This is a genomic window from Sphingomonas sp. ACRSK, assembly GCF_022346685.1.
GTDB lineage: Bacteria > Pseudomonadota > Alphaproteobacteria > Sphingomonadales > Sphingomonadaceae > Sphingomonas > Sphingomonas molluscorum.
The window spans coordinates 58809-78737 of sequence record NZ_JAKRNR010000001.1 but is presented as its reverse complement, the minus strand read 5'-3'; the positions used below and the strand labels follow the sequence as shown (position 1 = coordinate 78737).

Here is a 19929-nt window from a genome sequence, read left to right as displayed (position 1 = left end):
ATATGAATCCCTCCACCCAACGCTGTGGCCTCGTTGCCGTGGTCGGCGCCCCCAACGCGGGCAAGTCGACGCTCGTCAACGCGATGGTCGGCCAGAAGGTCGCGATCACCAGCGCCAAGGCACAGACCACGCGCACCCGCCTGATGGGCATCGCCATCGAAGGCGACACGCAGCTGCTGCTGGTCGACACGCCCGGCATCTTCGACCCGCGCCGCCGGCTCGACCGCGCCATGGTCGCGGCCGCCTGGGAAGGCGCCGAAGGTGCGGACGCGATCGCCTTCGTGGTGGATGCCAAGGGCGGCCTCGGCCCCAAGGTGACGGACATCGCCGAGCGGCTCGCCCACCGTCGCGAGCCAAAGCTGCTGATCCTCAACAAGGTCGACATCGCGGACAAGCCGCGCCTGCTGACGCATGCCGCGCGCCTGAACGAACAGATGGGCTTCGACGAGACCTTTTTCGTGAGCGCCCAGACCGGCGACGGCGTGCCGGAGCTCAAGGCTGCGCTTGCGGCGCGCATGCCGGAAGGGCCGTGGCACTTCCCGGAGGACCAGGTCTCCGACGCGACCGACCGGATGCTGGCGGCGGAGATGACCCGCGAGCAGATCTACCACCAGCTCCATGCCGAGCTCCCCTATGCGATCGCGGTCGACACCGAGCTCTACAAGGAGCGCGAGGACGGGTCGGTCGAGATCCACCAGCAGATCCTGGTCGGGCGCGAGAGCCAGCGCGCGATCGTGCTGGGCAAGGGCGGGGCCCGCATCAAGGAAATCGGCGCCAAGGCGCGAGCCGAGCTCCAGACGCTGATGGGCGTGCGCGTCCACCTCTACCTCCACGTCAAGGTGAAGCCCGATTGGGAGGAGGACCGCACCCTCTATCGCGACATCGGCCTCGACTGGGTGGAGTGAGGCTCAGCGTCCGGCGAGCACTTCCTCGACCCACTCCGGCACCAGCCGCGTCGCCGGGCCGAGGCGGCTTTCCTCGAACCAATGGCTGCCGGCCGAGGGTTCGAGGTTGAGTTCCAGGGTAGCGGCGCCGAAGTGCGCGGCCATCTGGACGAAGCCGGCGGCGGGATAGACCGCGCCGGAAGTGCCGATCGAGACGAACAGGTCGGCGTCCGCAAGCGCCGCCTCGATGCGATCCATGTCGTAGGGCATCTCCCCGAAGAAGACGATGTCCGGGCGCAGCGCCGGCGCGCCGCATGCCGGGCAGGCGGTGCCCGGAGGCAGGGAGCCGGTATGCGGCATGCGGGTGCCGCACGCCGCGCACAGGGCGGAGCGCAGCGCGCCGTGCATGTGCAGCAGCCGTTGCGCACCGGCGCGCTCGTGCAAGTCGTCGACGTTCTGGGTGACGATCAGCAACTCGCCCGCCCATGCGGCATCCAGGCGCGCTAGGGCCTGGTGCGCGGGGTTGGGCTCCACCGTGTTGAGCGCGGCCCGCCGTAGATCATAGAAGCGGTGCACCAGTGCCGGATCCTGCGCCAGCGCCTCGGGCGTGCACACGTCCTCGACACGATGCCCTTCCCACAGGCCGCCGGGGCCGCGGAAGGTCGCGAGGCCGCTTTCGGCGGAGAGGCCGGCGCCGGTGAGGACGACGAAGTTGCGGACGGCGTGCATGGGGAGGATCTAGCCCCGGGACGGGACAGCCGCCAATCCACAAACACGCTTGAAGCGGTGGCGGCGTACGACTAGCTGCGTGCCGCAATGCAACAAATGCTCGAACTAGCCCGTTCCACCCCCGTGAGTGACGCCCAAGAAGACCGCGCGAGCATCAGCGACATCCTGCGCTTCGCAATGATGCAGCGCATCTGCGTCTCGGTGGTGTACAACAACATGGACATGCTGCTGGCCCCCCACATGCTGTGGACCAAGCATGGCGACCTGCACGTCGATGCGGTTACCGTGGAGCGTGCCGGCGGCGCGCCCAAGGTGGCGAAGCTCGGCACGTTCAAGCTCGCCGGGCTGAACGGCGTCGCGCTGACCTCGCGCCTGTTCACGCCGTTCCCCGAGTTCAATCCCCAAGATCCGAAATACGCCGAGGCACCGGTCGCGCACGTCGCCGCCTGATCCGTTTCGCTGTCGCTTCCGCTTGTCGGGGGCGGCGGCTTTCTGCCATGAGCCGCGGACCGGTCGTCGAGGCGGGGAGCCGGTGCTCCCGACGCGCGTTGGGCCGCCGGGCACGGCAAGGCGGAGCAGAATGGCAAGCATCGGCATCTATGGGCGGCTGGGCCGCATGGGACAGGCCATCGCCGCCGTCATCCCGGAGCTGGGCGCGACGCTGGCCGGTGGCGCCGATGCCGGCGAGAATTCGGAGGGCATCGCGCGCAGGGCCGACGTCCTGGTCGACTTCTCCGCAGCCGTTGCCGTCGATGCCCATATCGCCGCCGCCCGCGCTACGGCGACCCCGATCCTGATCGGCACCACCGGCTTGTCGCGCGCGCAACATGCGCTGATCGACCAGGCCGCCGAGGAGATCCCGATCCTGCAGACCGGCAACACGTCGCTCGGCGTGGCGCTGCTGTCGCGTCTGGTGCGGGAGGCGGCCGAGCGGCTCGGTTCCGACTGGGACATCGAGATCGTCGAGATGCACCACCGCATGAAGGTGGATGCGCCATCGGGCACGGCGCTGATGCTGGGCGAGGCCGCGGCCGAGGGCATGGGCGTCGAGCTGTCGGACGTGGCCGTCGTCGGCCGCGCCGGGCTGGTCGGCGCACGGGCGCAGGGCACGATCGGGTTCGCGGCGCTACGCGGCGGGCGCGTGGTGGGCGACCACCAGGTGATCTTTGCGGGCGAAGGCGAGCGGATCGAGCTGGGCCATCGCGCCGACGACCGCGCGATCTTTGCGCGTGGCGCGGTGAAGGCGGCGCAGTGGCTCGTGCAGCAGGCGCCGGGGCGCTACAGCATGGACGCGGTGCTGGGCCTTTGAAGCGGACCGACGTTTTCGAGTTCTATCGGCGGCTGGCCGAAGCCAATCCGCACCCCGAGACCGAACTCGAATCGGTCAACGACTTCACCCTGCTGGTGGCAGTCGTGCTCTCGGCGCAGGCGACCGACGCCGGCGTCAACAAAGCGACGCGCCGGCTGTTTGCCGAGGTCGACACGCCGGAGAAGATGGTGGCGCTCGGCGAGGCGGGGCTGAAGGAGCACATCAAGACCATCGGCCTGTTCAACACCAAGGCCAAGAATGTGATCGCGCTGTCTGAGGCGCTGATCGCCGAGCATGGCGGGAAGGTGCCGGCGAGCCGCGAGGCGCTGGAGAAGCTGCCCGGCGTGGGGCGCAAGACCGCAAACGTCGTGATGAACGTCGCGTTCGGGGCGGAGACGTTCGCCGTCGACACCCACATCTTCCGGGTCGGCAACCGCACGGGCCTGGCCAAGGGCAAGACGCCGCTGGCGGTGGAACTGGTGCTCGACCGGGTGACGCCGCAGCCGTTTCGGCTGCACGCGCACCACTGGCTGATCCTGCACGGCCGCTATGTGTGCAAGGCGCGGACCCCGGAATGCTGGCGCTGCCCGGTGGCGGATCTGTGCGCCTATAAGCCCAAGACACCGCCGCCCGCGGCCCGCAAGGCCGCCCCTGGCGTCTGAACTGCCGAGCCCCACACGGCTGCCGGCCCTTGCGGACCGGCAGCCGGGGCTCTCCCAAGCGCGTTAGAAGCTGTAGGCGAGGCCCACCGAGCCCAGCCACTGATCGCGGTCGCCCGCGATGCTGGTCACGGGGCTTTCGGCGAAGTCGTTGAGCATGCGGCGATAGACGACGCCGCCGAACGCCTGCAGGCCGTTGCGCAGGTTGCCGGTCAGCGACACGGCACCGGCGCCGCCCAGCGTCCAGTTCTTCCAGCCGCCGCGCGCGTTGTAGACGGGCAGGCCGCTATCCTCGCTCTGCTGCGGATTGATGCCGAAGTAGCTCTGGGCATACCCCTTTTCCGCGCGCTCGGCCGCGACGAAGACGCTCACGACGGACTTGGTGCTGAGCGGCGTCATGTAGGTGACGGTCGGCGTGAAGATGCCGGCGGAGTGCGCCCCGGTCACGCCCTTGCGATAGCTGACGGAGGCGGAGAGACGATCGAACTCGCTGGTGAAGACGCCGGTCTGGCCGATGCCGAGATAGCCACCGACTTCGAGCGCGGTCTTGCGCTTGCCGAGCGCCTTGATGCGCTCGTCGTCGATGCTCTTGGTGCTGCTACGGTTGAAGTTCAGCGCGGCGACGGGGCCTGCCTGGAAATCGAGGCCGGGGCCGAAGTTATCGGCAATCAGGTCGACGCTCAGCCGGTTGCCCGCGAGCAGGAAGTTGAAGCCCGAAACTCGGCCGATGCCGATCGGGACCGGCGTAAAGCTGTAGTCGTCGGAACCCTCATAGTCCGTCAGGATGGCGCCGCCCAACCCGAGCACGGCGTAGTCGCTGCCGTCATCGTTGTTGTGGATGGTGGTGGAATCGCCGTCCTGCGCCAGTGCAGGAGTGGAGCCGAGGGCAGAAAGCGAAAGCACCAGCGCGGCAGAGGCGGTGCGGAAGATCGTAGTCAAGGACGGGTGCCTTTATGGAATGTTGCTGGAGCGTAACGCCGCGCAACACCCTTGGCTCCCGCGGTTCCGCTCAAAACAGATAACGGATCTTTACCTGTTGCCGATCGGCATCACCTGACAGCGCGAACTGCGCGGCGGTGAAGCGCGGCGGTCCGAAGCCGAGGCTCGGATTGTTGGAAAAGCCGAAGCCCTCGCGCGGGATACCGGCAAAGGTGTCGAGCTTGCCGTTGCCGTTCTCGTCGTGGATCACCGAGAGCGCATAGGTGCCCGGCACAAGCCCTTGCACGCGGATCACATGCTCGGCGGCGGGGACGGAGCGGGTGACGGCATGCGCGTCCTTGGCACAGCCGGGGAAGCTTTTCGGGTTCGCGGTCACGCACAGCCGGATCATGCCCTTCGAAGAGCGCAACTGATTGAACGTGACTTCAAGCTCCGTGGTCGGCGTGGCTCCCGTCAGCAGCACCAGTGCCGCTGCGCCCCAGCCGAACCGTATCGCTGTTGCGCACGCCTGCTTGATCATTCCTGTTCTTTCCAAAGCTGCCGAGTCCGTCATCGGTGCCGCACAGGCGGTCCCAGAAGCGGAAGTAGAGGCCGAAATTGCAGCCGTAGCGCTGGTGGTGGCGCTGGTGATGGCTGGCGGTGATGAGCCAGCCGCCGAGCGGCCCGGCCCAGACCGCGCGCGGGAAAATCTCCCACCCCATGTGGTTGGTGACGCCCATCACTGTCATCACCGTCAGCACCACGCCCAGCGCCCCGACATGGATCGGGATCAGGAACACCAGCAGCGGGATGACGAAGGCGCCGGTCAGCGCCTCGATCGGGTGGAACGCCATCGCCGCCCAGGCCGTCGGTGGCCGGCTGGCGTGGTGGACCGCATGCGCCACCCGGAACACGCGCGGCCGGTGCATCCAACGGTGGCTCCAATAGAACCAGGTGTCGTGGAGGAAGAGATAGAGCAGCACCGACAGCGGCAGCCACCACAAGGGCCGGTCGTGCACGTCGGCGTAGATCCGGGTCCAGCCGCGGTTCTGCCAGCCCCAGGCGACGACGCCGGCCGGGATGCCATAGATGGCGGCGGAGATCAGGCTCCAGCGGATCTCCTTCACGATCTGCCGGTCGAGTCCCTGGTAGAGCCCCGGCTGGCGCAGCCGCGTCGCGAACGCGAAGCCGCCGGACGCGAGCAGGTAGCGCACGCCCACGATCGCGGTCATCGCAAGCGCGGACAGCAGGATGGCGAGGGCGACGGACATGGGCGGGCTTTAGCGGTTCCGTCGGCCCGGCGCCATGGCGCACTGCCCTTTCGCCGCTCGGCAAGCTCCGCTAGGCGAGGGGCATGCCGACCCATCATCACTGCGACCTGGCGATCCTGGGCGGGGGACTTGCCGGAGGGCTGATCGCGCTGGCGCTCGCCGAGCGTCGCCCGGAGCTGTCGCTGCGGCTGGTGGAGACGGGCGAGCGGTTCGGCGGCAATCACCTCTGGTCCTTCTTCGACAGCGATGTTGCGGCGGCCCATCGCTGGATCATCGAGCCGGTCGTGGGCCATCGCTGGCAGGGCTATGACGTCGCTTTTCCAAACCACCGCCGCACGCTCGACGCCACCTACAACAGCGTGGAATCGGAGCAGTTGGATGCGGTGCTGCGCGCGACCCTGTCCGACGACGCGCTGCTCACCGGCCGGCGCGTAGTGGAGGCCGGTGCGACGGGCGTGGTGCTGGACGATGGCACCCGGATCGAGGCCAAGGGCGTTATCGACTGCCGCGGCCCCGGCGACTTGTCGCGCCTTCAATGCGGATGGCAGAAGTTCGTCGGGCAGGAGCTGGTGCTCGAACAGCCGCACGGGCGCACGCGGCCGACCGTGATGGACGCGCGCGTCGAACAGCTCGACGGCTACCGCTTCGTCTATTGCCTGCCGCTCGGCGCCGACCGGATGTTCGTCGAGGACACCTATTACAGCGATGGTCCCGAGATCGATGCGGCGGCGCTGCGGCAGCGCATCCGCGCCTATGCCGAGGCGCAGGGCTGGCGCATTGCCGAGGTGGCGCGGGAGGAGCGCGGGGTGCTGCCGGTCGCGTTCGGGGGGGATTTCGACGCCTATTGGAACTCCACCCCGCCGGTCGCGAAGGCGGGCATGCGATCCGGGCTGTTCCACCCGCTGACCGGCTATTCCCTGCCCGACGCGGTGCGGACGGCGGCGGCGATCGCAGGCGCGCGCGATCTGTCCGCCGCAGGCCTCGCCGAGTTGACGCACGGCCTTGCGCGCACGACATGGCGTGCGCGGGGATTCTACCGCATGCTTACCGCCATGTTGTTCAGGGCAGCGAAGCCTGAGGCGCGCTATCGCGTGCTGGAGCGATTCTATCGGCTGGACGCGGGACTGATCGGGCGCTTCTATGCCGGACGGTCGAGCTGGGCCGACAAGGTGCGTGTGCTCGCCGGCAAGCCGCCGGTCCCGGTGGCACGCGCGATACGGGCGATTTGGGACATGCAGGCTGGCGGCCGGGAGAAACGGACTTGAGAACGGCAACGGTGATCGGCGCAGGATTCGGCGGCTTGGCGCTCGCCATTCGCCTGCAATCGGCCGGGGTCGAGACGACGCTGATCGAGGGCCGCGAAAAGGCCGGCGGCCGGTCCTATGTGTTCGAGCGCGACGGCTTCACCTTCGACGCAGGCCCCACGGTGATCACCGATCCCGACTGCCTGCGCGAGCTGTGGCAGCTGTCGGGCCACGAGATGGCGTGGGACGTGACGCTGGAGCCGGTGACGCCCTTCTACCGGCTCAATTGGGCTGACGGCACCAACTTCGACTATTCGAACGACGATGTGTCGCTGCGCTCGGAGATCGCCAAGCTCGATCCGCAGGACGTCGACGGCTACGCGCGCTTCCTGGAATACGCCAAGGGCGTGTACGAGGAAGGCTATGTGAAGCTCGGCGCCAAGCCGTTCCTCGACTTCCGATCGATGTTGAAGGCGGCGCCGGCGCTGGCGAAATACCAGGCGTGGCGCTCGGTCTATGCGATGGTCTCCACCTTCGTGAAGAACGAGAAGCTGCGCCAGGCGCTGAGTTTTCACACGTTGCTGGTCGGTGGCAACCCGAGCACAACCAGCGCCATCTATGCGCTGATCCACAAGCTGGAGCGCGACGGCGGCGTCTGGTTCGCCAAGGGCGGTACCAACCAGCTGGTGTCGGGCATGGTCGCCTTGTTCGAGCGGCTGGGCGGCACGCTGATCCTAGGCGATCCGGTGACCGAGATCGAGACGCTGGGGGACCATGCGACCGGCGTCGTCACCCGCAGTGGCAAGCGCATCGCGTCGGACGCGGTGGCGAGCAACGCCGACCTGATGCACAGCTACAAGGACCTGCTGCGCAACTCCCGCAGTGCACGCCGGACGACGGCACGGCTGGAGAAGAAGCGCTTCTCGCCGTCGCTGTTCCTGGTGCATTTCGGGATCAAGGGCACGTGGCCGGGCATCCCGCACCACATGATCCTGTTCGGCCCGCGCTATCAGGGGCTGCTGTCCGATATCTACGACCATGGCGTGCTGTCGGAGGATTTCTCGCTCTACCTGCACCACCCGACCGTCACCGATCCGAGCCTGGCGCCGGAGGGGCATTCCACCTTCTACGCGCTGGCGCCGGTGCCGCACATGGGCAAGCTGCCGATCGACTGGGACACCATCGGCCCCATGTACGAGAAGCGGATCCTGGACGAGGTCGGCCGCCGGCTGATCCCCGACATCCACGATCGGATCGTCACCAAGTTCAGCTATGCGCCGCCCGATTTCGCAAAGGACCTCAACGCGCATCTGGGCTCGGCCTTCTCGCTCGAGCCGATCCTGACGCAGAGCGCCTTCTTCCGCGCGCACAACCGCGACGACCATATTCCCAACCTCTATTTCGTGGGGGCGGGCACGCATCCCGGCGCCGGCATCCCGGGTGTGGTGGGAAGTGCGAAGGCGACCGCCTCGTTGATGCTGGAACGCGGCCGCTGACCCGCGGCTGCGTCGACATTCCAAGGACAAATTACGTGAAGCGACTGGCCATCTATTGCGGTTCGGCGACCCCGTCGGACCCCGTCTACATCGACAATGCGCGCTTCGTCGGCCGCACGCTGGCGGAACGCGGCATCGGCGTCGTCTATGGCGGCGGCCGCCTCGGCCTGATGGGCGCGGTGGCGGACGGCGCGCTGGAGGCGGGCGGCGAGGTGATCGGCGTGATCCCGACCGCGCTGGTCAATGCCGAGGTCGCACACCGCGGCTGCACCGAACTTCACGTCGTCGAGACGATGCACCAGCGCAAGCAGGCCTTCACCGACCTGTCGGACGGCTTCGTCACCATTCCCGGGGGCACCGGCACCATGGACGAGCTGTGGGAGGCGATGAGCTGGGCACAGCTCGGCTATCACAGCAAGCCGGTGGGGCTGCTCAACGTCGCGGGCTATTACGACGGGCTGATCGCGTTCGTGGACAAGATGGCCGAGGTCGGCTTCCTGCGGCCGATGCACCGCGACATCCTGCTGATCGACGACCAGCTCGATTCGCTGCTCGATCGCATGGCCGGGCACAAGGTCGCGCGGCCGATCTTCTCGATGTCGAGCAGCGAGCTCTAGCTTCATGACCGCCGCGGTGCATGCCGATCGCCCGAGCCGCGATGCGATCGTCGCGACCGCGCGGGAGACGATCGCGGCGGGGTCGAAGAGCTTCGCCGCGGCGAGCCGGCTGTTCGACCGGCGCACCCGCGAGCGCGCGTGGCTGCTCTATGCCTGGGCGCGGGCGTGCGACGACCTCGCCGACGGGCAGGAGCTCGGCCATGGCATGACGGCGGTTGCCGACGCGCCCGAGCGGCTGGCGGAGATTACTGCCAAGACGAACGCCGCGCTGGCCGGCGAATGGGTCGGCGATCCAGCGTTCGACGCGATGCGGATCGTGGCTGCCGAAGCCCGGCTGCCGCACGCGCTGGTGCACGACGTGATCGCGGGCTTTGCGCTCGATGCCGAGGAGTGGCGCCCGCGCAGCGAGGACGACCTCTACCGCTATTGCTACCATGTCGCCGGCGCCATCGGCTGCCTGATGGCGGTGGTGATGGGGGTCGATCCGGCCGATCAGGACACGCTCGACCGTGCGTGCGACCTCGGCATCGCGTTCCAGCTGTCCAACATCGCGCGCGACCTGGCGGAGGATGCGGCTGCGGGGCGCTGCTACCTGCCGGTGGCGTGGCTGGTCGAGATCGACGCGCCACCGGGCGAGCATATGAAGCCGCACCTTCGGCCGCGGATCGCGATGCTCGCGCGGCGGCTGACCGACCAGGCCGAGCGCTATGAGGCAAGTGCGCGCGAAGGCACGCCGGCGCTGCCGTTTCGCGCCGCCTGGGCGGTGCTGGCGGCGGCCGACATCTATGGCGGGATCGGGCGCGCCGTCAGGGCACGCGGCGAGCATGCCTGGGATCACCGCGTGACCACCTCCAAGCCGCAGAAGATCGCCGCGATCGCACGGGCCTTTTCAGCCGCGCAGGGGCGGGCGAAGCGCTATCCACGAACGCCGCGCGATCCGGAGCTGTGGACGCGGCCTCGGCACGGGTGAAGGGGCGGCTCGCAGGCTGAGGGCTACGACCGGCAGCCACGCGGGCTTGCCTCCAGCCGCTGCATCAGCGGCTTCGCACGTCACGCTGGATCTGACTTCCGCCAGGTTGACGATGCTTGTCTTGGGAGGGGTAACCGCCTCCGGCTCCCGGCCGAAGCCTGGGAACCGGAGCAGTTGTGGTGCGGTCGAGAAGACTCGAACTTCCACGGCCTTTCGGCCACAACGACCTCAACGTTGCGCGTCTACCAGTTCCGCCACGACCGCACATGAACACCGTGGGGAGAACCCCCGGCTGGTAGGCGAGCGCCCCTAGCAGTCGATTCGGCGGCATGCAACCGACTTCGCGATTTTCCTGCGGCGGATGGTGCGCCGGAGCCCTTTTTTGACGCGTGCCGGCGGGATGCCGGGCGTTCCGCTTTGCCGAACCCACCGCTAGGGCTCTCTTCGTCGCCTCTTACCGTCGAGTATCTCCGTGTCCCCGATCCCCGCTGCCGCTCTTGATGCTCCCTCGCCGCATTCCGAGGTTCGCCGGCTGCTGGCGCTGGCCTGGCCGGTGATGCTCACCAGCCTCAACTGGACGCTGCTCCACGTGACGGACGTGGTCGTCGTCGGTCTGGCGGGCACGGAAGAGGTGGCCGCGCTGGGGGCGAGCCGCTCGCTGACCTTCGTCGGCATCGTCGTGGTGCTCGGCTGGCTGTCGGGCGTGCTGGTGTTCGCCGCCCGCGCGGATGGTGCCCGCGACCTGCCAGCAACCGGCCGGGTGCTGCACGAGGGGCTGGTGGCGGCGCTGCTGCTCGGCCTCGCCAGCGGCGGCGTACTGCTCGCCTTCGCCGAGCCCTTGTTGCGCCTGCTCGGGGTCTCGCCCGCTCTAGCGCCGGCAGCGGCGGCGGTGGTGCGCGCCATGGCCTTTGCCTATCCCTTCCAGCTGCTCACCATCGCGACGAGCTTCTTCCTGGAGGGTATCAGCCGTCCGCGGCTGGTGACGGCGGTGAACCTGGGCGTGCTGCCGATCAACGCGCTGCTCGCCTGGGCGCTGGTCGGTGGGCATCTGGGGCTGCCGGCACTGGGCGCGGTCGGCGCGGCGGCGGCCACCGCGATCGCATCGGCGATCGGGGCGATCGTCCTGCTCGCGTGCGTGCTGCGGCTGCCGGACAGGGCGGTGCGCCACGTCGGCCGCTGGCGCGGGGAGGCGGCGCCGCGCTGGTCGGGCGTGCGCGCGCTGCTGGGCTTCGGCCTGGTGCCGGCGATCGCCTCCGGGCTGGAGCTGGTCGGGTTCGCGGTGCTGATCGGCCTTTCGACCCAGCTCGGCACCGAGACGGCGCACGCCTTCCAGATCGTGTTCTCGATCCACAACGTCACTTTCGCCGTGGCGCTGGGGCTGGGCTCGGCTGCAGGCGTGCGCGCCGGCAACGGTGTGGGAGAGGGCGTGCCGCACCGTGCGATCCAGCGGGGCGTGGTCGCTGCCGTCCTGGCCGCCGCCGCGACCGGGCTGCTCGCGCTGGTGCTGCTCTTGTCCGCGGGCTGGATCACCGGCCTGTTCCCCGCGACTGCCGACGTGCACCTGCTGGCGGGCGCCATGCTGCTGCGCTGGGCGCCCTTCATCCTGTTCGACGGGGTGCAGGTGGTGCTGGTCTATACGCTGCGGGCGCTGGGCGATCAGGTGATGGCGGGCGCCAACAGCATCCTCGCCTTCTTCGTGGTTACCGGCGGCGCGGGCTGGCTGTTGGTCGGGGCGGGCGTCGGCCCGCTGGCGCTCGCCTGGGCATCGGGCCTCGGCATGCTGGTGGCGGCGCTGCTCCATGGCGCGCGGCTGGCACAGCTCGCGCGCCGGATGGGCAAGGTTTCCGGGCTACCGCGGCCCGGCGCCAGTGCCTAGAGGCCGTTCACGAAGCTGAGTTCGAGCATCTTGGAGTTCGCCGGCACGTCGAGCTTGGCCGAGTTGAACAGGATGGTGCCGCTGGGCCCCAGATCCCGCTGCGACGGCGTGATCGTCCAGCTGTAGACGACGCGCTCCTGCTGGTCCTTCAGGTCGACGCGGATGTCGGGCACGCGTTGCCGCTCGCCGGTGGGGTTCACGACCTTGCCGGAAATGGCGAACAGCTCGTTGCCGCTCGACAGGTTGCGGCGCTCGATCTGCTTGTCGGCGAACAGCAGCGGCGTTTCGATCTTGCCAATCGGCAGGCCGACCTTGGCAGCGATGCCGGGCGTGCCGAGATAAAGGATGGCGGCGATGCCGATGAGCATCGCGACGCTCGCGGCGACGGCGGCCGCGGTCCAGCGGCGGAACGGATTGCGGCGCGGGCGGAACGGCGGACGCGGCGCAAAGGCGTCGTAGCGGCGCGGCTCACCGCGCTCGGCGCGCTCGCCCTCTGGATCGACATAGCGGTGCGAGGGCTGGACGGCGGCGGGCGGTGTCGTTTGCGCAGCCGGTGCGGCCGGCGATGCCGGTGTCGGCGCGACAACCGGCTCGGCCATCGGGGGAGACGCTGCCGCGGCCGGTGCGGGCTCCTGCGCGGGGATTGCCTCCGCCGCGCCCAAGTCCAACAGCGGTGGACGCTGGAACCAGCTGTGCTTGCAGCTTGCGCAGCGGACGGTGCGTCCGTCGGGCCCGATCGCATGGTCGGGCACCACATAGCGCATGTGGCATTGGGTGCACTCGAGGATCATCGACGCGGCAATTCCGATCTGGGCATAGCGATCCTAAGCATGCGGAAACCCGTGCTGGCAAGGGTGCAGCAGCGTCCCCCGCTTGAGCAGGTCCGGCGGCTGTGCGATGGCGGCGCCCGCGAAGCTTCAAACGGGGTGGCCGGCGCCAGCGATGGCCAATATCGTACAGTTTGAGAATGTCGGCCTTCGCTACGGCAATGGGGCAGAGACGCTGTCGGACGTGAGCTTCACGCTGACGACGGGCTCCTTCTATTTCCTCACCGGCGCGTCGGGTGCGGGCAAGACTTCGCTTTTGAAGCTCCTCTACCTCGCCCAGCGGCCGAGCCGGGGCGTGATCCGGCTGTTCGGCGAGGATGCGGTGACGCTGCCGCGCGCGCGCCTGCCCGGTTTTCGCCGGCGTATCGGCGTGGTGTTCCAGGACTTCCGCCTGGTCCCGCACCTGTCGGCCTATGACAATATCGCGCTGCCGCTGCGGGTGGCCGGTGTTCCGGAGGCCGACGTGGCGGTGCCCGTCAACGAGATGCTCGCCTGGGTGGGGCTGTCCGACCGGGCCGACGCACCACCGCCCACGCTTTCGGGCGGCGAGCAGCAGCGCATCGCGATCGCGCGCGCGGTGATCGGCCGGCCCGAGATCCTGGTGGCGGACGAGCCGACCGGTAACGTCGATCCCGACATGGCCGAGCGGCTGCTGCACCTGTTCGATTCGCTCAACCGGCTGGGAACCACGGTGGTGGTGGCGACCCATGACTATGAGCTGCTCCAGCGGATCCCGGCTGCGCGCATGATGCGGCTGGAGAAGGGCAAGCTGATCGATCCCACCGGCCAGATGCGCTTCCCGCCCGCTTCCGACGGGGTGCGCTGATGGCGATGCGCGCAAGCGACCGGCGCCTGCTGGGCGACCGGCAGGGACGCCGCACCATGGTGTGGATCATGGCCATCATGATCTTCCTGACGGTGCTGGCGGCAGCCATGGGCCTGTCGGTCGCGGGTGCCGGCAGCGCGCTGGACCAGCAGCTCGCCGGCCGCCTGACCGTGCAGGTGGTGGAGGCCGACGCCGCCAAGCGCGATGCCGCGGTCGCACGGCTGCTCGCCGGGCTGCGCAAGGCGCCGATGGTGACGCGGGCCGTGGAAGTGGACCGGGCCGAACTGGCCGAGCTGATGCGGCCGTGGCTGGGAGAGGCGGGGCTGGATGCCGACCTGCCGATCCCGGCGATGGTGGACGTGGACCTGCGGCAGAGCGACGACACGGCCGTTGCGGCAGTGACCCGCATCGCCCACGCCGCCACGTCTGCTGCCCGGGTCGACTGGCACGCGAGCTGGCTGGCGCCGGTGCGGGGTTTCTTGCGCACGCTCGGTTGGGTCGCGTTCGGCCTGGTCGCGGTGATGGCGAGCGCGACGGCGGCGGTCGTGCTGCTCTCCGCGCGGGCAGGGCTGGACACGCACCGCGGGACCATCGACATCCTCCACATGCTCGGCGCCACCGATGTCCAGATCGCCCGCCTGTTCCAGCAGCGGATCGCCGTCGACACGCTGACCGGCGGGCTGATCGGCACCGTCGCAGGTCTCGCGGTCGTGGTGGTGGTGGGGCTGCAGATCGGTGGCCTGGAGTCGCAGGTGCTCGCCGGGCTCGCGCTGTCGACGGTCGACTGGCTGCTGATCGTCGCCACGCCGATCGCCTTCATGCTGTTGGCGATGGTCGCCGCGCGCATCGCGGTGCTGCGCGCGCTGGGGCAGGTGCTGTGATCTGGCGGCTGCTCTCGGTGGCGCTGATCGCCTGGGTCCTGGGCTTCGCGCTGTTCACCGTCGCGCTGCCTCGGCCGGCGCCCGATGGGCTGGTGACCGACGCGGTGGTCGTGCCGACCGGCGCGCCAGGCCGGATCGACCGCGGCCTGGCGGTCGTGCGCGCGGGCAAGGCCAAGCGGATGCTGGTGACCGGCGTCGACCCGGACGTGCGCCCCGGCGAGCTGGCGGCCGCGTACAAGGTGCCGGCGCGGGTGTTCGCCTGCTGCGTGGACCTGGGCCATGAGGCGGTCGATACCCGCTCCAACGCCGACGAGACCGCGGACTGGGTCCGGACCCACGGCTATGGCACCGTGCGGCTGGTGACGTCGGACTGGCACATGGCACGCGCCGCACTGGAGCTTCGCCACGCGCTCGACGATCGGGTGGAGGTGATCGCCGACCCCGTTCCGGGCACGCCGCGCTTCGGCATCCTGTTCGACGAGTACAACAAATATCTGGTCCGGCGCGTGGTCCTGTGGCTGGGGCTGGGCGTATGATCGCCTGGCTGCGGACGCTTGCGTTCAACCTCGTCTTCTATGCCCTCACGATCGCCATCGTTCTCGCCGCGCCGCTGGTCGCGCTGGCGGGACCACGGGCGCTGCGGCGCCATGCGGAAGGATGGGCACGCGCCCAGGGCGCGCTCGCCCGCTGGCTGCTCGACATCCATGTCCGGATTGAGGGGGAAATTCCCCAGGGGCCTTTCCTGTTCGCGGCCAAGCATCAGGCGATGTTCGAGACGCTGGAACTGGCGTGGCGGATCGGCGCGCCGGTGATCGTGATGAAGCGCGAACTGACCCAAATTCCGTTCTGGGGCCGTGCGGCGCAGCGCTACGGCAGCATCGGCATCGACCGGGCCGGAGGCGCCGACGCGCTGCGCGCGATGCTGCGCGAGGCCAAGGAGGCGCGCCGCGCCGGCCGTGCGGTGCTGATCTTCCCGGAGGGCACCCGCGTCCTGCCGGGCGAGACGCCGCCGCTGCGCTCGGGCTTCGCCGGCCTCTACAAGGCGCTCGCCATGCCGGTGGTGCCGGTCGCGCTCGACAGCGGGCCGCTGTGGCCGCGCAAGGGCGTGAAGCATGCGGGCACCATCACGCTGCGCTTCGGTACACCGATCCCGGCCGGCCTCTCCCGCGCCGAGATCGAGGCACGGGTCCATGCCGGCATCAACGCGCTGGAGCCGGCGTTCTCCGCCGACTGAGGCGTCAGATGCCGGCGTACCAATCGTAGTCGGCGATATCCTCCCACAGCCCTCCCTTGCCGCCGGCGATGCCGTCCAGGCTCGCCACCGCCTCGATCCGCTCGATGTACTTGGCGTGCTTGTAGCCGAGCTGGCGCTCGACCCTGAGGCGCAGCGGTGCGCCGTTGGGGATCGGCAGCAGCGCATCGTTCATCGCCCAGGCGAGGATCGTCTGCGGGTGAAAGGCGTCGATCAGGTCGACCGATTCGTAATAGGGCCGCCCGCCCAGCCGGTCGGCGCAGTGGAAGACGATGTAACGGGCCTGGTCGCGCAGGCCGGCGAGGTCCAGCAGGCGGGACAGGCGGGGGCCGCTCCACTTGCCGATCGCGCTCCACCCCTCCACGCAATCGTGGCGGGTGATCTGGGTACGCGCGGGCATCGAGCGGATCTGCGCCATCGAGAGCGACAACGGCCGCGCGACCAGGCCGTCAACGGCGAGCCGCCAGTCGGCGAACGCGCTGGCCGCATGCGCGGCATAGGCGGGCGTGTCGGGTCGTGCAGTGCCGTTGGAGCGGAAGATCGGCGAGCGCTGATCAGGGCGGTATTCGGGCGCGAGCGCGTTGCGGGCGGTGAGCCCGCGCTGCAGCCAGCGCTGCGCGTCCTCGCCCTTGAACAGCAGGCCACGGACGGCGGGCGACTCACCCAGCTGGTCGCAGCCGGAAACGAGGCCCGCGGCGCCCGCGGCCATGCCGGCGAGCACCCGGCGGCGGGTGAGGATGCGGCTCATGGCTGTTCGTCTTCGGGTACGCGCCACCAGCCGGTGATCATCGAGCGCACTTCGTTGATCGGGCCGGCGAGGATCACCAGCACCATGTGTACCACCGTGAAGAGCGTGATGGCGGCGGCGGCGAGGAAGTGGATCGAGCGCGCCGAGGCGCGGCCACCGAAGAGGTCGAGCAGCCAGGGCCAGGCCGCGTTCATGCCGGGCGACAGGGTGAGGCCGGTCAGGATCACCACCGGCAGGGCGACGAACAGGATCGCGATGTAGCTGAGCTTCTGGAAGCTGTTGTAGTCGCGCGGCGCCTCCGGATCGTGGAAGCGGAAGGCCAGGTGGGCGCGGAAGTCCGCCCAGAGGTGCCGGCGCGACAGCTCGCCACGGCGGATCGCAAGGTCGCGGGAGAGATGGCGGTTGAGGAGGCTGCCGATCAGGAAGATCAGCAATCCGAACGCGAGCACCAGCGCGAAGAACAGGTGCCAGCGGCGCGCGAGCGCGAGATTGTAGGTCGACGGGATCGTGATCCAGCCGGGGAACCGGTCGAAGCGGATCCAGGCGTGGTCGAAGTTCGCGCCATACTCGCCCCAGTAGAGCTGGGGGTGGGCGTTCAGGATCATGAGCCCGCTGCCGATCATCACGAAAATCGCCACGGCGTTGACCCAGTGCCACAGCCGGGTGAGCGGACGGTGCCGATAGACGGCGCGGGGCGGCTGGCGGCTCACCGGCAGAACGATAGACCGCGCGGCCGCCTGCGGGTAGCCCCCCGGCCGGCTCACGCGTTAGGAGCGGGCATGACCGACTTCCACTTCTACGAGCCCGCGGACGGGCACCGCCTGCCGCACGATCCCTTCAACGCGATCGTCGCGCCCCGTCCGATCGGCTGGATCAGCACGCTGGGTGCCGACGGGCGGCGCAACCTGGCACCGTACAGCTTCTTCAACGCGTTCAACTATCGCCCCCCGCTGATCGGCTTCGCGTCCCAGGGGCGCAAGGACAGCCTCGCCAATTGCGAGGCGACGGGCGAGTTCGTCTGGAACCTGGCGACGCGCGCGCAAGCAGAAGCGATGAACGCGAGTTCGGCATCGGGCGATGCGGACGAGTTCACGCTCGCGGGGCTGGAGGCGCTGCCCTCCCGCCTGGTGGCGGCGCCGCGGGTGGCAGGCAGCCCGGTGCAGTTCGAATGCAAGGTGACCCAGATCGTCCGGCTGGAGACCAAGGAAGGCCGCGCGCTGGACCAGTGGCTGGTGCTGGGCGAGGCTGTCGGCATCCACATCGACACGGCGCTGCTGGACGACGGCATCTACCAGACCGCCCGCGCGCGCCCGATCGTACGGGGCGGCGGCCCGGCCGATTACTTCCAGATCGCCGAAGACGCGCTGTTCCACATGCGCCGGCCGGGCTGATCAGCCGTAGGCGCGCCAGAAGAAGGCGGCGGTGGTGACGCCGGTCACCGCCAGCGTCCAGAGCCGGATGGTGCGCGCCGAAAGGCGATCGCCGAGCCAGGCGCCGCCCCAGCCGCCGAGGATGCCGCCAAGGAGCATCGGGATGCAGGCTGCCCACGCAACCATGCCAAAGGCTGCGAACACGCCGGCGGCGGCGAGGTTCGCAGTGGCGAGGATCAGCGTGCGGGGTGCGGCCATCCGCTTGGGATCGGTGCCGACCAGCAGCCCGAAGACCGCCGTCATCATCATGCCGATGCCGCCCCCGAAATAGCCGCCATAGACGCCAAGCAGCAGCTGGGCGGCGATCAGCGTGCGCGGGCCGATCGTCGCGTGCGCACGCAACCAGGCGGCGCCGCGCTGGCCGGCGGCGATCGCCCCGAAGGCGAAGAGCAGCAGCCAGGGCACGATCACGTCGAACGCCGTCGGCGGTGTCACGACCAGCAGATAGCTGCCGACCAGCGCCGCCACGAAGTTGACGCTGTTCAGCAGCCGGATCGAGAGGCCGCCCAGCGGCGCGAGTCCGCGGCGGTAGGTCCAGGCGCTCGCCATGGCGGCGGGCTGCATCGCGACGTTGCTGGTGGCGTTCGCGATCGTGGCGGGGAGCCCGATCCCGACCAGCGCCGGCATGGTTGCGAAGGCACCCCCGCCGGCGAGCGCGTTCATCGCGCCGCCGACGCAGCCGGCCAGGGCGGCAAGCCCGATGACACTCCAGTCCATGACGGGCTCAGCCGAGCGCCGCCATCTTCTCCTCGGCCTCGCGATCCAGCTGCGCGCGGCTCTTCTTCTCGGCGGCGGTCTTGAGCTGCCCGCAGGCGGCGTCGATGTCGCGGCCGCGCGGGCGGCGCACCGGCGCGGAAATGCCCGCCTCGAACACGATGTCGGAAAAGGCGTTGACCCGATCCGGCGTCGAGCATTCGTACGGCGCGCCCGGCCAGGGATTGAACGGGATCAGGTTGACCTTGGCCGGCAGCTGGTACTTGCGCAGCAGGCGGACGAGCTCGTGCGCGTCGGCGTCGCTGTCGTTCTTGTCCTTCAGCATCACATATTCGAAGGTGATGCGCCGCGCGTTGTTGGCGCCGGGATAGTCGGCGCACGCCTGCAGCAGCTCCTCGATGCCGTATTTCTTGTTGAGCGGCACGATCTCGTCGCGCACTTCCTTGGTCACCGCGTGGAGCGAGACCGCCAGGTTCACGCCGATCTCCTCGCCCGCGCGCGCCATCATCGGCACCACGCCAGAGGTGGAGAGGGTGATGCGCCGCTTCGACAGGGCCAGGCCGTCGCCGTCCATGACGATCTGGAGGCCCGTCTTGACCTCGTCGAAGTTATAGAGCGGCTCGCCCATGCCCATCATCACGATGTTGGTGAGCATGCGCCCTTCCGGGCTCGACGGCCATTCGCCCAGCGCGTCGCGCGCGAGCATCACCTGGCCGACGATTTCGCCCGCGGTCAGGTTGCGCACCAGCCGCATCGTGCCGGTGTGGCAGAAGCGGCAATTGAGCGTGCAGCCCACCTGGCTGGAGACGCACAGCGTGCCGCGATCGGCGTCCGGGATGAACACCATCTCGTAATCCTGCCCGTCGGGCGAGCGCAGCAGCCACTTGCGCGTGCCATCGGACGAGACCTGCGCCTCGACCACATCCGGCCGGCCGACGACGAAGCGCTCGGCCAGCCACGGGTGCTGCGCCTTGGCGATGTCGGTCATGGCCGAGAATTCGGTGGCGCCGCGGTTGTAGATCCAGTGCCACAGCTGCTTGGCGCGAAGCTTCGCCTGTTTCGGCTCCATGCCCGCTGTTTCCAGCGCCTCGCGGATGGCGGGCTTGGACAGCCCGACCAGGTCGACGCGGCCATCCGGGCGCGGCGCCTTGGCCGTTGCACGGGGCACGGGCACGGGATCGATGTGCCCCGGAATGGGCATCGGCGGCGTCGACACTGTCAGCATGGCGCGCATATAGTCGAATTTGCAGGCAATTTCCATGCCCGCCGCCCGCTTCG

General features: G+C 69.4%; 23 protein-coding genes and 1 tRNA gene. 14 read left to right on the top strand and 10 right to left on the bottom strand.

Annotated elements, in window-relative coordinates:
* Positions 1–2 precede the first annotated feature (2 nt).
* The gene (gene era / locus MHZ35_RS00425) at positions 3–905 is read left to right on the top strand and encodes a GTPase Era (protein WP_132882871.1); all 903 of its coding nucleotides are present in this window, start codon (positions 3–5) and stop codon (positions 903–905) included.
* A 3-nt stretch (positions 906–908) separates the two neighbouring features.
* Here the strand turns inward: era and MHZ35_RS00420 are convergent, their stop codons facing one another.
* Positions 909–1613 (bottom strand): NAD-dependent deacylase, encoded by a 705-nt coding sequence (locus MHZ35_RS00420; protein WP_239433889.1) that lies wholly within the window; start codon positions 1611–1613, stop codon positions 909–911.
* A gap of 123 nt (positions 1614–1736) precedes the next feature.
* Here MHZ35_RS00420 and MHZ35_RS00415 point away from each other — a divergent pair, with 123 nt between their 5' ends.
* From MHZ35_RS00415 to nth, 3 genes are all read left to right on the top strand, one after another.
* Positions 1737–2063: a hypothetical protein gene (locus tag MHZ35_RS00415; RefSeq protein WP_239433888.1), complete on the top strand. Its 327-nt coding sequence runs from the start codon at positions 1737–1739 to the stop codon at positions 2061–2063.
* 130 nt (positions 2064–2193) lie between these two features.
* Positions 2194–2922, top strand: a complete 729-nt coding sequence (dapB, locus tag MHZ35_RS00410) for a 4-hydroxy-tetrahydrodipicolinate reductase (protein WP_239433887.1) — start codon at positions 2194–2196, stop codon at positions 2920–2922.
* Entirely contained in the window at positions 2919–3584 is a 666-nt protein-coding gene (gene nth, locus MHZ35_RS00405) for an endonuclease III (protein ID WP_239433886.1), read from the top strand. Before dapB ends, nth begins: the two co-directional genes overlap by 4 nt.
* Before the next feature lie 63 nt (positions 3585–3647).
* Here nth and MHZ35_RS00400 read toward each other — a convergent pair whose 3' ends face one another.
* The 3 genes from MHZ35_RS00400 to MHZ35_RS00390 form a co-directional block, all read right to left on the bottom strand.
* Positions 3648–4520 (bottom strand): MipA/OmpV family protein, encoded by an 873-nt coding sequence (locus MHZ35_RS00400; protein ID WP_239433885.1) that lies wholly within the window; start codon positions 4518–4520, stop codon positions 3648–3650.
* A 70-nt stretch (positions 4521–4590) separates the two neighbouring features.
* Entirely contained in the window at positions 4591–4983 is a 393-nt protein-coding gene (locus MHZ35_RS00395) for a DUF2141 domain-containing protein (protein WP_342453491.1), read from the bottom strand.
* Positions 4946–5770: a sterol desaturase family protein gene (locus MHZ35_RS00390; protein ID WP_239433883.1), complete on the bottom strand. Its 825-nt coding sequence runs from the start codon at positions 5768–5770 to the stop codon at positions 4946–4948. The genes MHZ35_RS00395 and MHZ35_RS00390 overlap by 38 nt, the downstream gene beginning before the upstream one ends.
* Positions 5771–5853: 83 nt before the next feature.
* On the opposite strand from MHZ35_RS00390, the gene crtY reads away from it, so the two are divergent.
* From crtY to MHZ35_RS00370, 4 genes are read left to right on the top strand one after another with little or no spacing between them, the layout of a single operon-like run.
* Positions 5854–7035 (top strand): lycopene beta-cyclase CrtY, encoded by a 1182-nt coding sequence (gene crtY / locus MHZ35_RS00385; protein ID WP_239433882.1) that lies wholly within the window; start codon positions 5854–5856, stop codon positions 7033–7035.
* Positions 7032–8510 carry a phytoene desaturase gene (locus MHZ35_RS00380; protein ID WP_239433881.1) on the top strand — a complete coding sequence of 493 codons (1479 nt, stop codon included), beginning with the start codon at positions 7032–7034 and terminating at the stop codon, positions 8508–8510. Before crtY ends, MHZ35_RS00380 begins: the two co-directional genes overlap by 4 nt.
* A 35-nt stretch (positions 8511–8545) precedes the next feature.
* Positions 8546–9127 (top strand): LOG family protein, encoded by a 582-nt coding sequence (locus MHZ35_RS00375; RefSeq protein ID WP_239433880.1) that lies wholly within the window; start codon positions 8546–8548, stop codon positions 9125–9127.
* A 4-nt stretch (positions 9128–9131) separates the two neighbouring features.
* Complete coding sequence (locus tag MHZ35_RS00370; protein ID WP_239433879.1) at positions 9132–10097, top strand: phytoene/squalene synthase family protein; 966 nt, start codon at positions 9132–9134, stop codon at positions 10095–10097.
* Positions 10098–10274: 177 nt separating this feature from the next.
* Here MHZ35_RS00370 and MHZ35_RS00365 read toward each other — a convergent pair.
* Positions 10275–10361, bottom strand: a tRNA-Leu gene (locus MHZ35_RS00365).
* Between the two features lie 208 nt (positions 10362–10569).
* On the opposite strand from MHZ35_RS00365, the gene MHZ35_RS00360 reads away from it, so the two are divergent.
* A complete protein-coding gene (locus tag MHZ35_RS00360) occupies positions 10570–11973 on the top strand; it encodes an MATE family efflux transporter (RefSeq protein ID WP_446740997.1) in 1404 nt (467 codons plus the stop codon).
* Here MHZ35_RS00360 and MHZ35_RS00355 read toward each other — a convergent pair.
* Positions 11970–12764 carry an MJ0042-type zinc finger domain-containing protein gene (locus MHZ35_RS00355; RefSeq protein ID WP_239433878.1) on the bottom strand — a complete coding sequence of 265 codons (795 nt, stop codon included), beginning with the start codon at positions 12762–12764 and terminating at the stop codon, positions 11970–11972. The two genes, MHZ35_RS00360 and MHZ35_RS00355, sit on opposite strands and share 4 nt — an antisense overlap.
* A gap of 151 nt (positions 12765–12915) precedes the next feature.
* Between MHZ35_RS00355 and ftsE the strand changes: the two genes are divergently transcribed.
* The 4 genes from ftsE to MHZ35_RS00335 are packed head-to-tail and all read left to right on the top strand — an operon-like array spanning position 12916 to position 15741.
* A complete protein-coding gene (ftsE, locus tag MHZ35_RS00350; protein WP_239433877.1) occupies positions 12916–13626 on the top strand; it encodes a cell division ATP-binding protein FtsE in 711 nt (236 codons plus the stop codon).
* The gene (locus MHZ35_RS00345) at positions 13626–14507 is read left to right on the top strand and encodes a cell division protein FtsX (protein WP_239433876.1); all 882 of its coding nucleotides are present in this window, start codon (positions 13626–13628) and stop codon (positions 14505–14507) included. The genes ftsE and MHZ35_RS00345 overlap by 1 nt, the downstream gene beginning before the upstream one ends.
* The gene (locus MHZ35_RS00340) at positions 14504–15043 is read left to right on the top strand and encodes a YdcF family protein (RefSeq protein ID WP_239433875.1); all 540 of its coding nucleotides are present in this window, start codon (positions 14504–14506) and stop codon (positions 15041–15043) included. The genes MHZ35_RS00345 and MHZ35_RS00340 overlap by 4 nt, the downstream gene beginning before the upstream one ends.
* Positions 15040–15741: a lysophospholipid acyltransferase family protein gene (locus MHZ35_RS00335; RefSeq protein ID WP_239433874.1), complete on the top strand. Its 702-nt coding sequence runs from the start codon at positions 15040–15042 to the stop codon at positions 15739–15741. Before MHZ35_RS00340 ends, MHZ35_RS00335 begins: the two co-directional genes overlap by 4 nt.
* 4 nt (positions 15742–15745) lie before the next feature.
* Here the strand turns inward: MHZ35_RS00335 and MHZ35_RS00330 are convergent, their stop codons facing one another.
* Together MHZ35_RS00330 and MHZ35_RS00325 are read right to left on the bottom strand one after the other, a co-directional pair.
* Positions 15746–16507: a molybdopterin-dependent oxidoreductase gene (locus tag MHZ35_RS00330; RefSeq protein WP_239433873.1), complete on the bottom strand. Its 762-nt coding sequence runs from the start codon at positions 16505–16507 to the stop codon at positions 15746–15748.
* Positions 16504–17217, bottom strand: a complete 714-nt coding sequence (locus MHZ35_RS00325; RefSeq protein ID WP_342453494.1) for a cytochrome b/b6 domain-containing protein — start codon at positions 17215–17217, stop codon at positions 16504–16506. The genes MHZ35_RS00330 and MHZ35_RS00325 overlap by 4 nt, the downstream gene beginning before the upstream one ends.
* A 69-nt stretch (positions 17218–17286) precedes the next feature.
* On the opposite strand from MHZ35_RS00325, the gene MHZ35_RS00320 reads away from it, so the two are divergent.
* Positions 17287–17898, top strand: a complete 612-nt coding sequence (locus MHZ35_RS00320) for a flavin reductase family protein (protein WP_239433871.1) — start codon at positions 17287–17289, stop codon at positions 17896–17898.
* Here MHZ35_RS00320 and MHZ35_RS00315 read toward each other — a convergent pair whose 3' ends face one another.
* Positions 17899–18654: a sulfite exporter TauE/SafE family protein gene (locus MHZ35_RS00315; RefSeq protein ID WP_239433870.1), complete on the bottom strand. Its 756-nt coding sequence runs from the start codon at positions 18652–18654 to the stop codon at positions 17899–17901.
* Between the two features lie 7 nt (positions 18655–18661).
* Complete coding sequence (rlmN, locus tag MHZ35_RS00310; RefSeq protein WP_239433869.1) at positions 18662–19912, bottom strand: 23S rRNA (adenine(2503)-C(2))-methyltransferase RlmN; 1251 nt, start codon at positions 19910–19912, stop codon at positions 18662–18664.
* Positions 19913–19929 lie beyond the last annotated feature (17 nt).

Coding starts and splice junctions, on each gene's coding strand:
- MHZ35_RS00420 (WP_239433889.1), bottom strand. CDS start 1,613: ATGCACGCCGTCCGCAACTTCGTCGTCCTCACCGGCGCCGGCCTCTCC.
- crtY (WP_239433882.1), top strand. CDS start 5,854: ATGCCGACCCATCATCACTGCGACCTGGCGATCCTGGGCGGGGGACTT.
- MHZ35_RS00335 (WP_239433874.1), top strand. CDS start 15,040: ATGATCGCCTGGCTGCGGACGCTTGCGTTCAACCTCGTCTTCTATGCC.
- MHZ35_RS00355 (WP_239433878.1), bottom strand. CDS start 12,764: ATGATCCTCGAGTGCACCCAATGCCACATGCGCTATGTGGTGCCCGAC.
- dapB (WP_239433887.1), top strand. CDS start 2,194: ATGGCAAGCATCGGCATCTATGGGCGGCTGGGCCGCATGGGACAGGCC.
- MHZ35_RS00320 (WP_239433871.1), top strand. CDS start 17,287: ATGACCGACTTCCACTTCTACGAGCCCGCGGACGGGCACCGCCTGCCG.
- MHZ35_RS00345 (WP_239433876.1), top strand. CDS start 13,626: ATGGCGATGCGCGCAAGCGACCGGCGCCTGCTGGGCGACCGGCAGGGA.
- MHZ35_RS00390 (WP_239433883.1), bottom strand. CDS start 5,770: ATGTCCGTCGCCCTCGCCATCCTGCTGTCCGCGCTTGCGATGACCGCG.
- MHZ35_RS00330 (WP_239433873.1), bottom strand. CDS start 16,507: ATGAGCCGCATCCTCACCCGCCGCCGGGTGCTCGCCGGCATGGCCGCG.
- ftsE (WP_239433877.1), top strand. CDS start 12,916: ATGGCCAATATCGTACAGTTTGAGAATGTCGGCCTTCGCTACGGCAAT.
- era (WP_132882871.1), top strand. CDS start 3: ATGAATCCCTCCACCCAACGCTGTGGCCTCGTTGCCGTGGTCGGCGCC.
- MHZ35_RS00315 (WP_239433870.1), bottom strand. CDS start 18,654: ATGGACTGGAGTGTCATCGGGCTTGCCGCCCTGGCCGGCTGCGTCGGC.
- MHZ35_RS00370 (WP_239433879.1), top strand. CDS start 9,132: ATGACCGCCGCGGTGCATGCCGATCGCCCGAGCCGCGATGCGATCGTC.
- rlmN (WP_239433869.1), bottom strand. CDS start 19,912: ATGGAAATTGCCTGCAAATTCGACTATATGCGCGCCATGCTGACAGTG.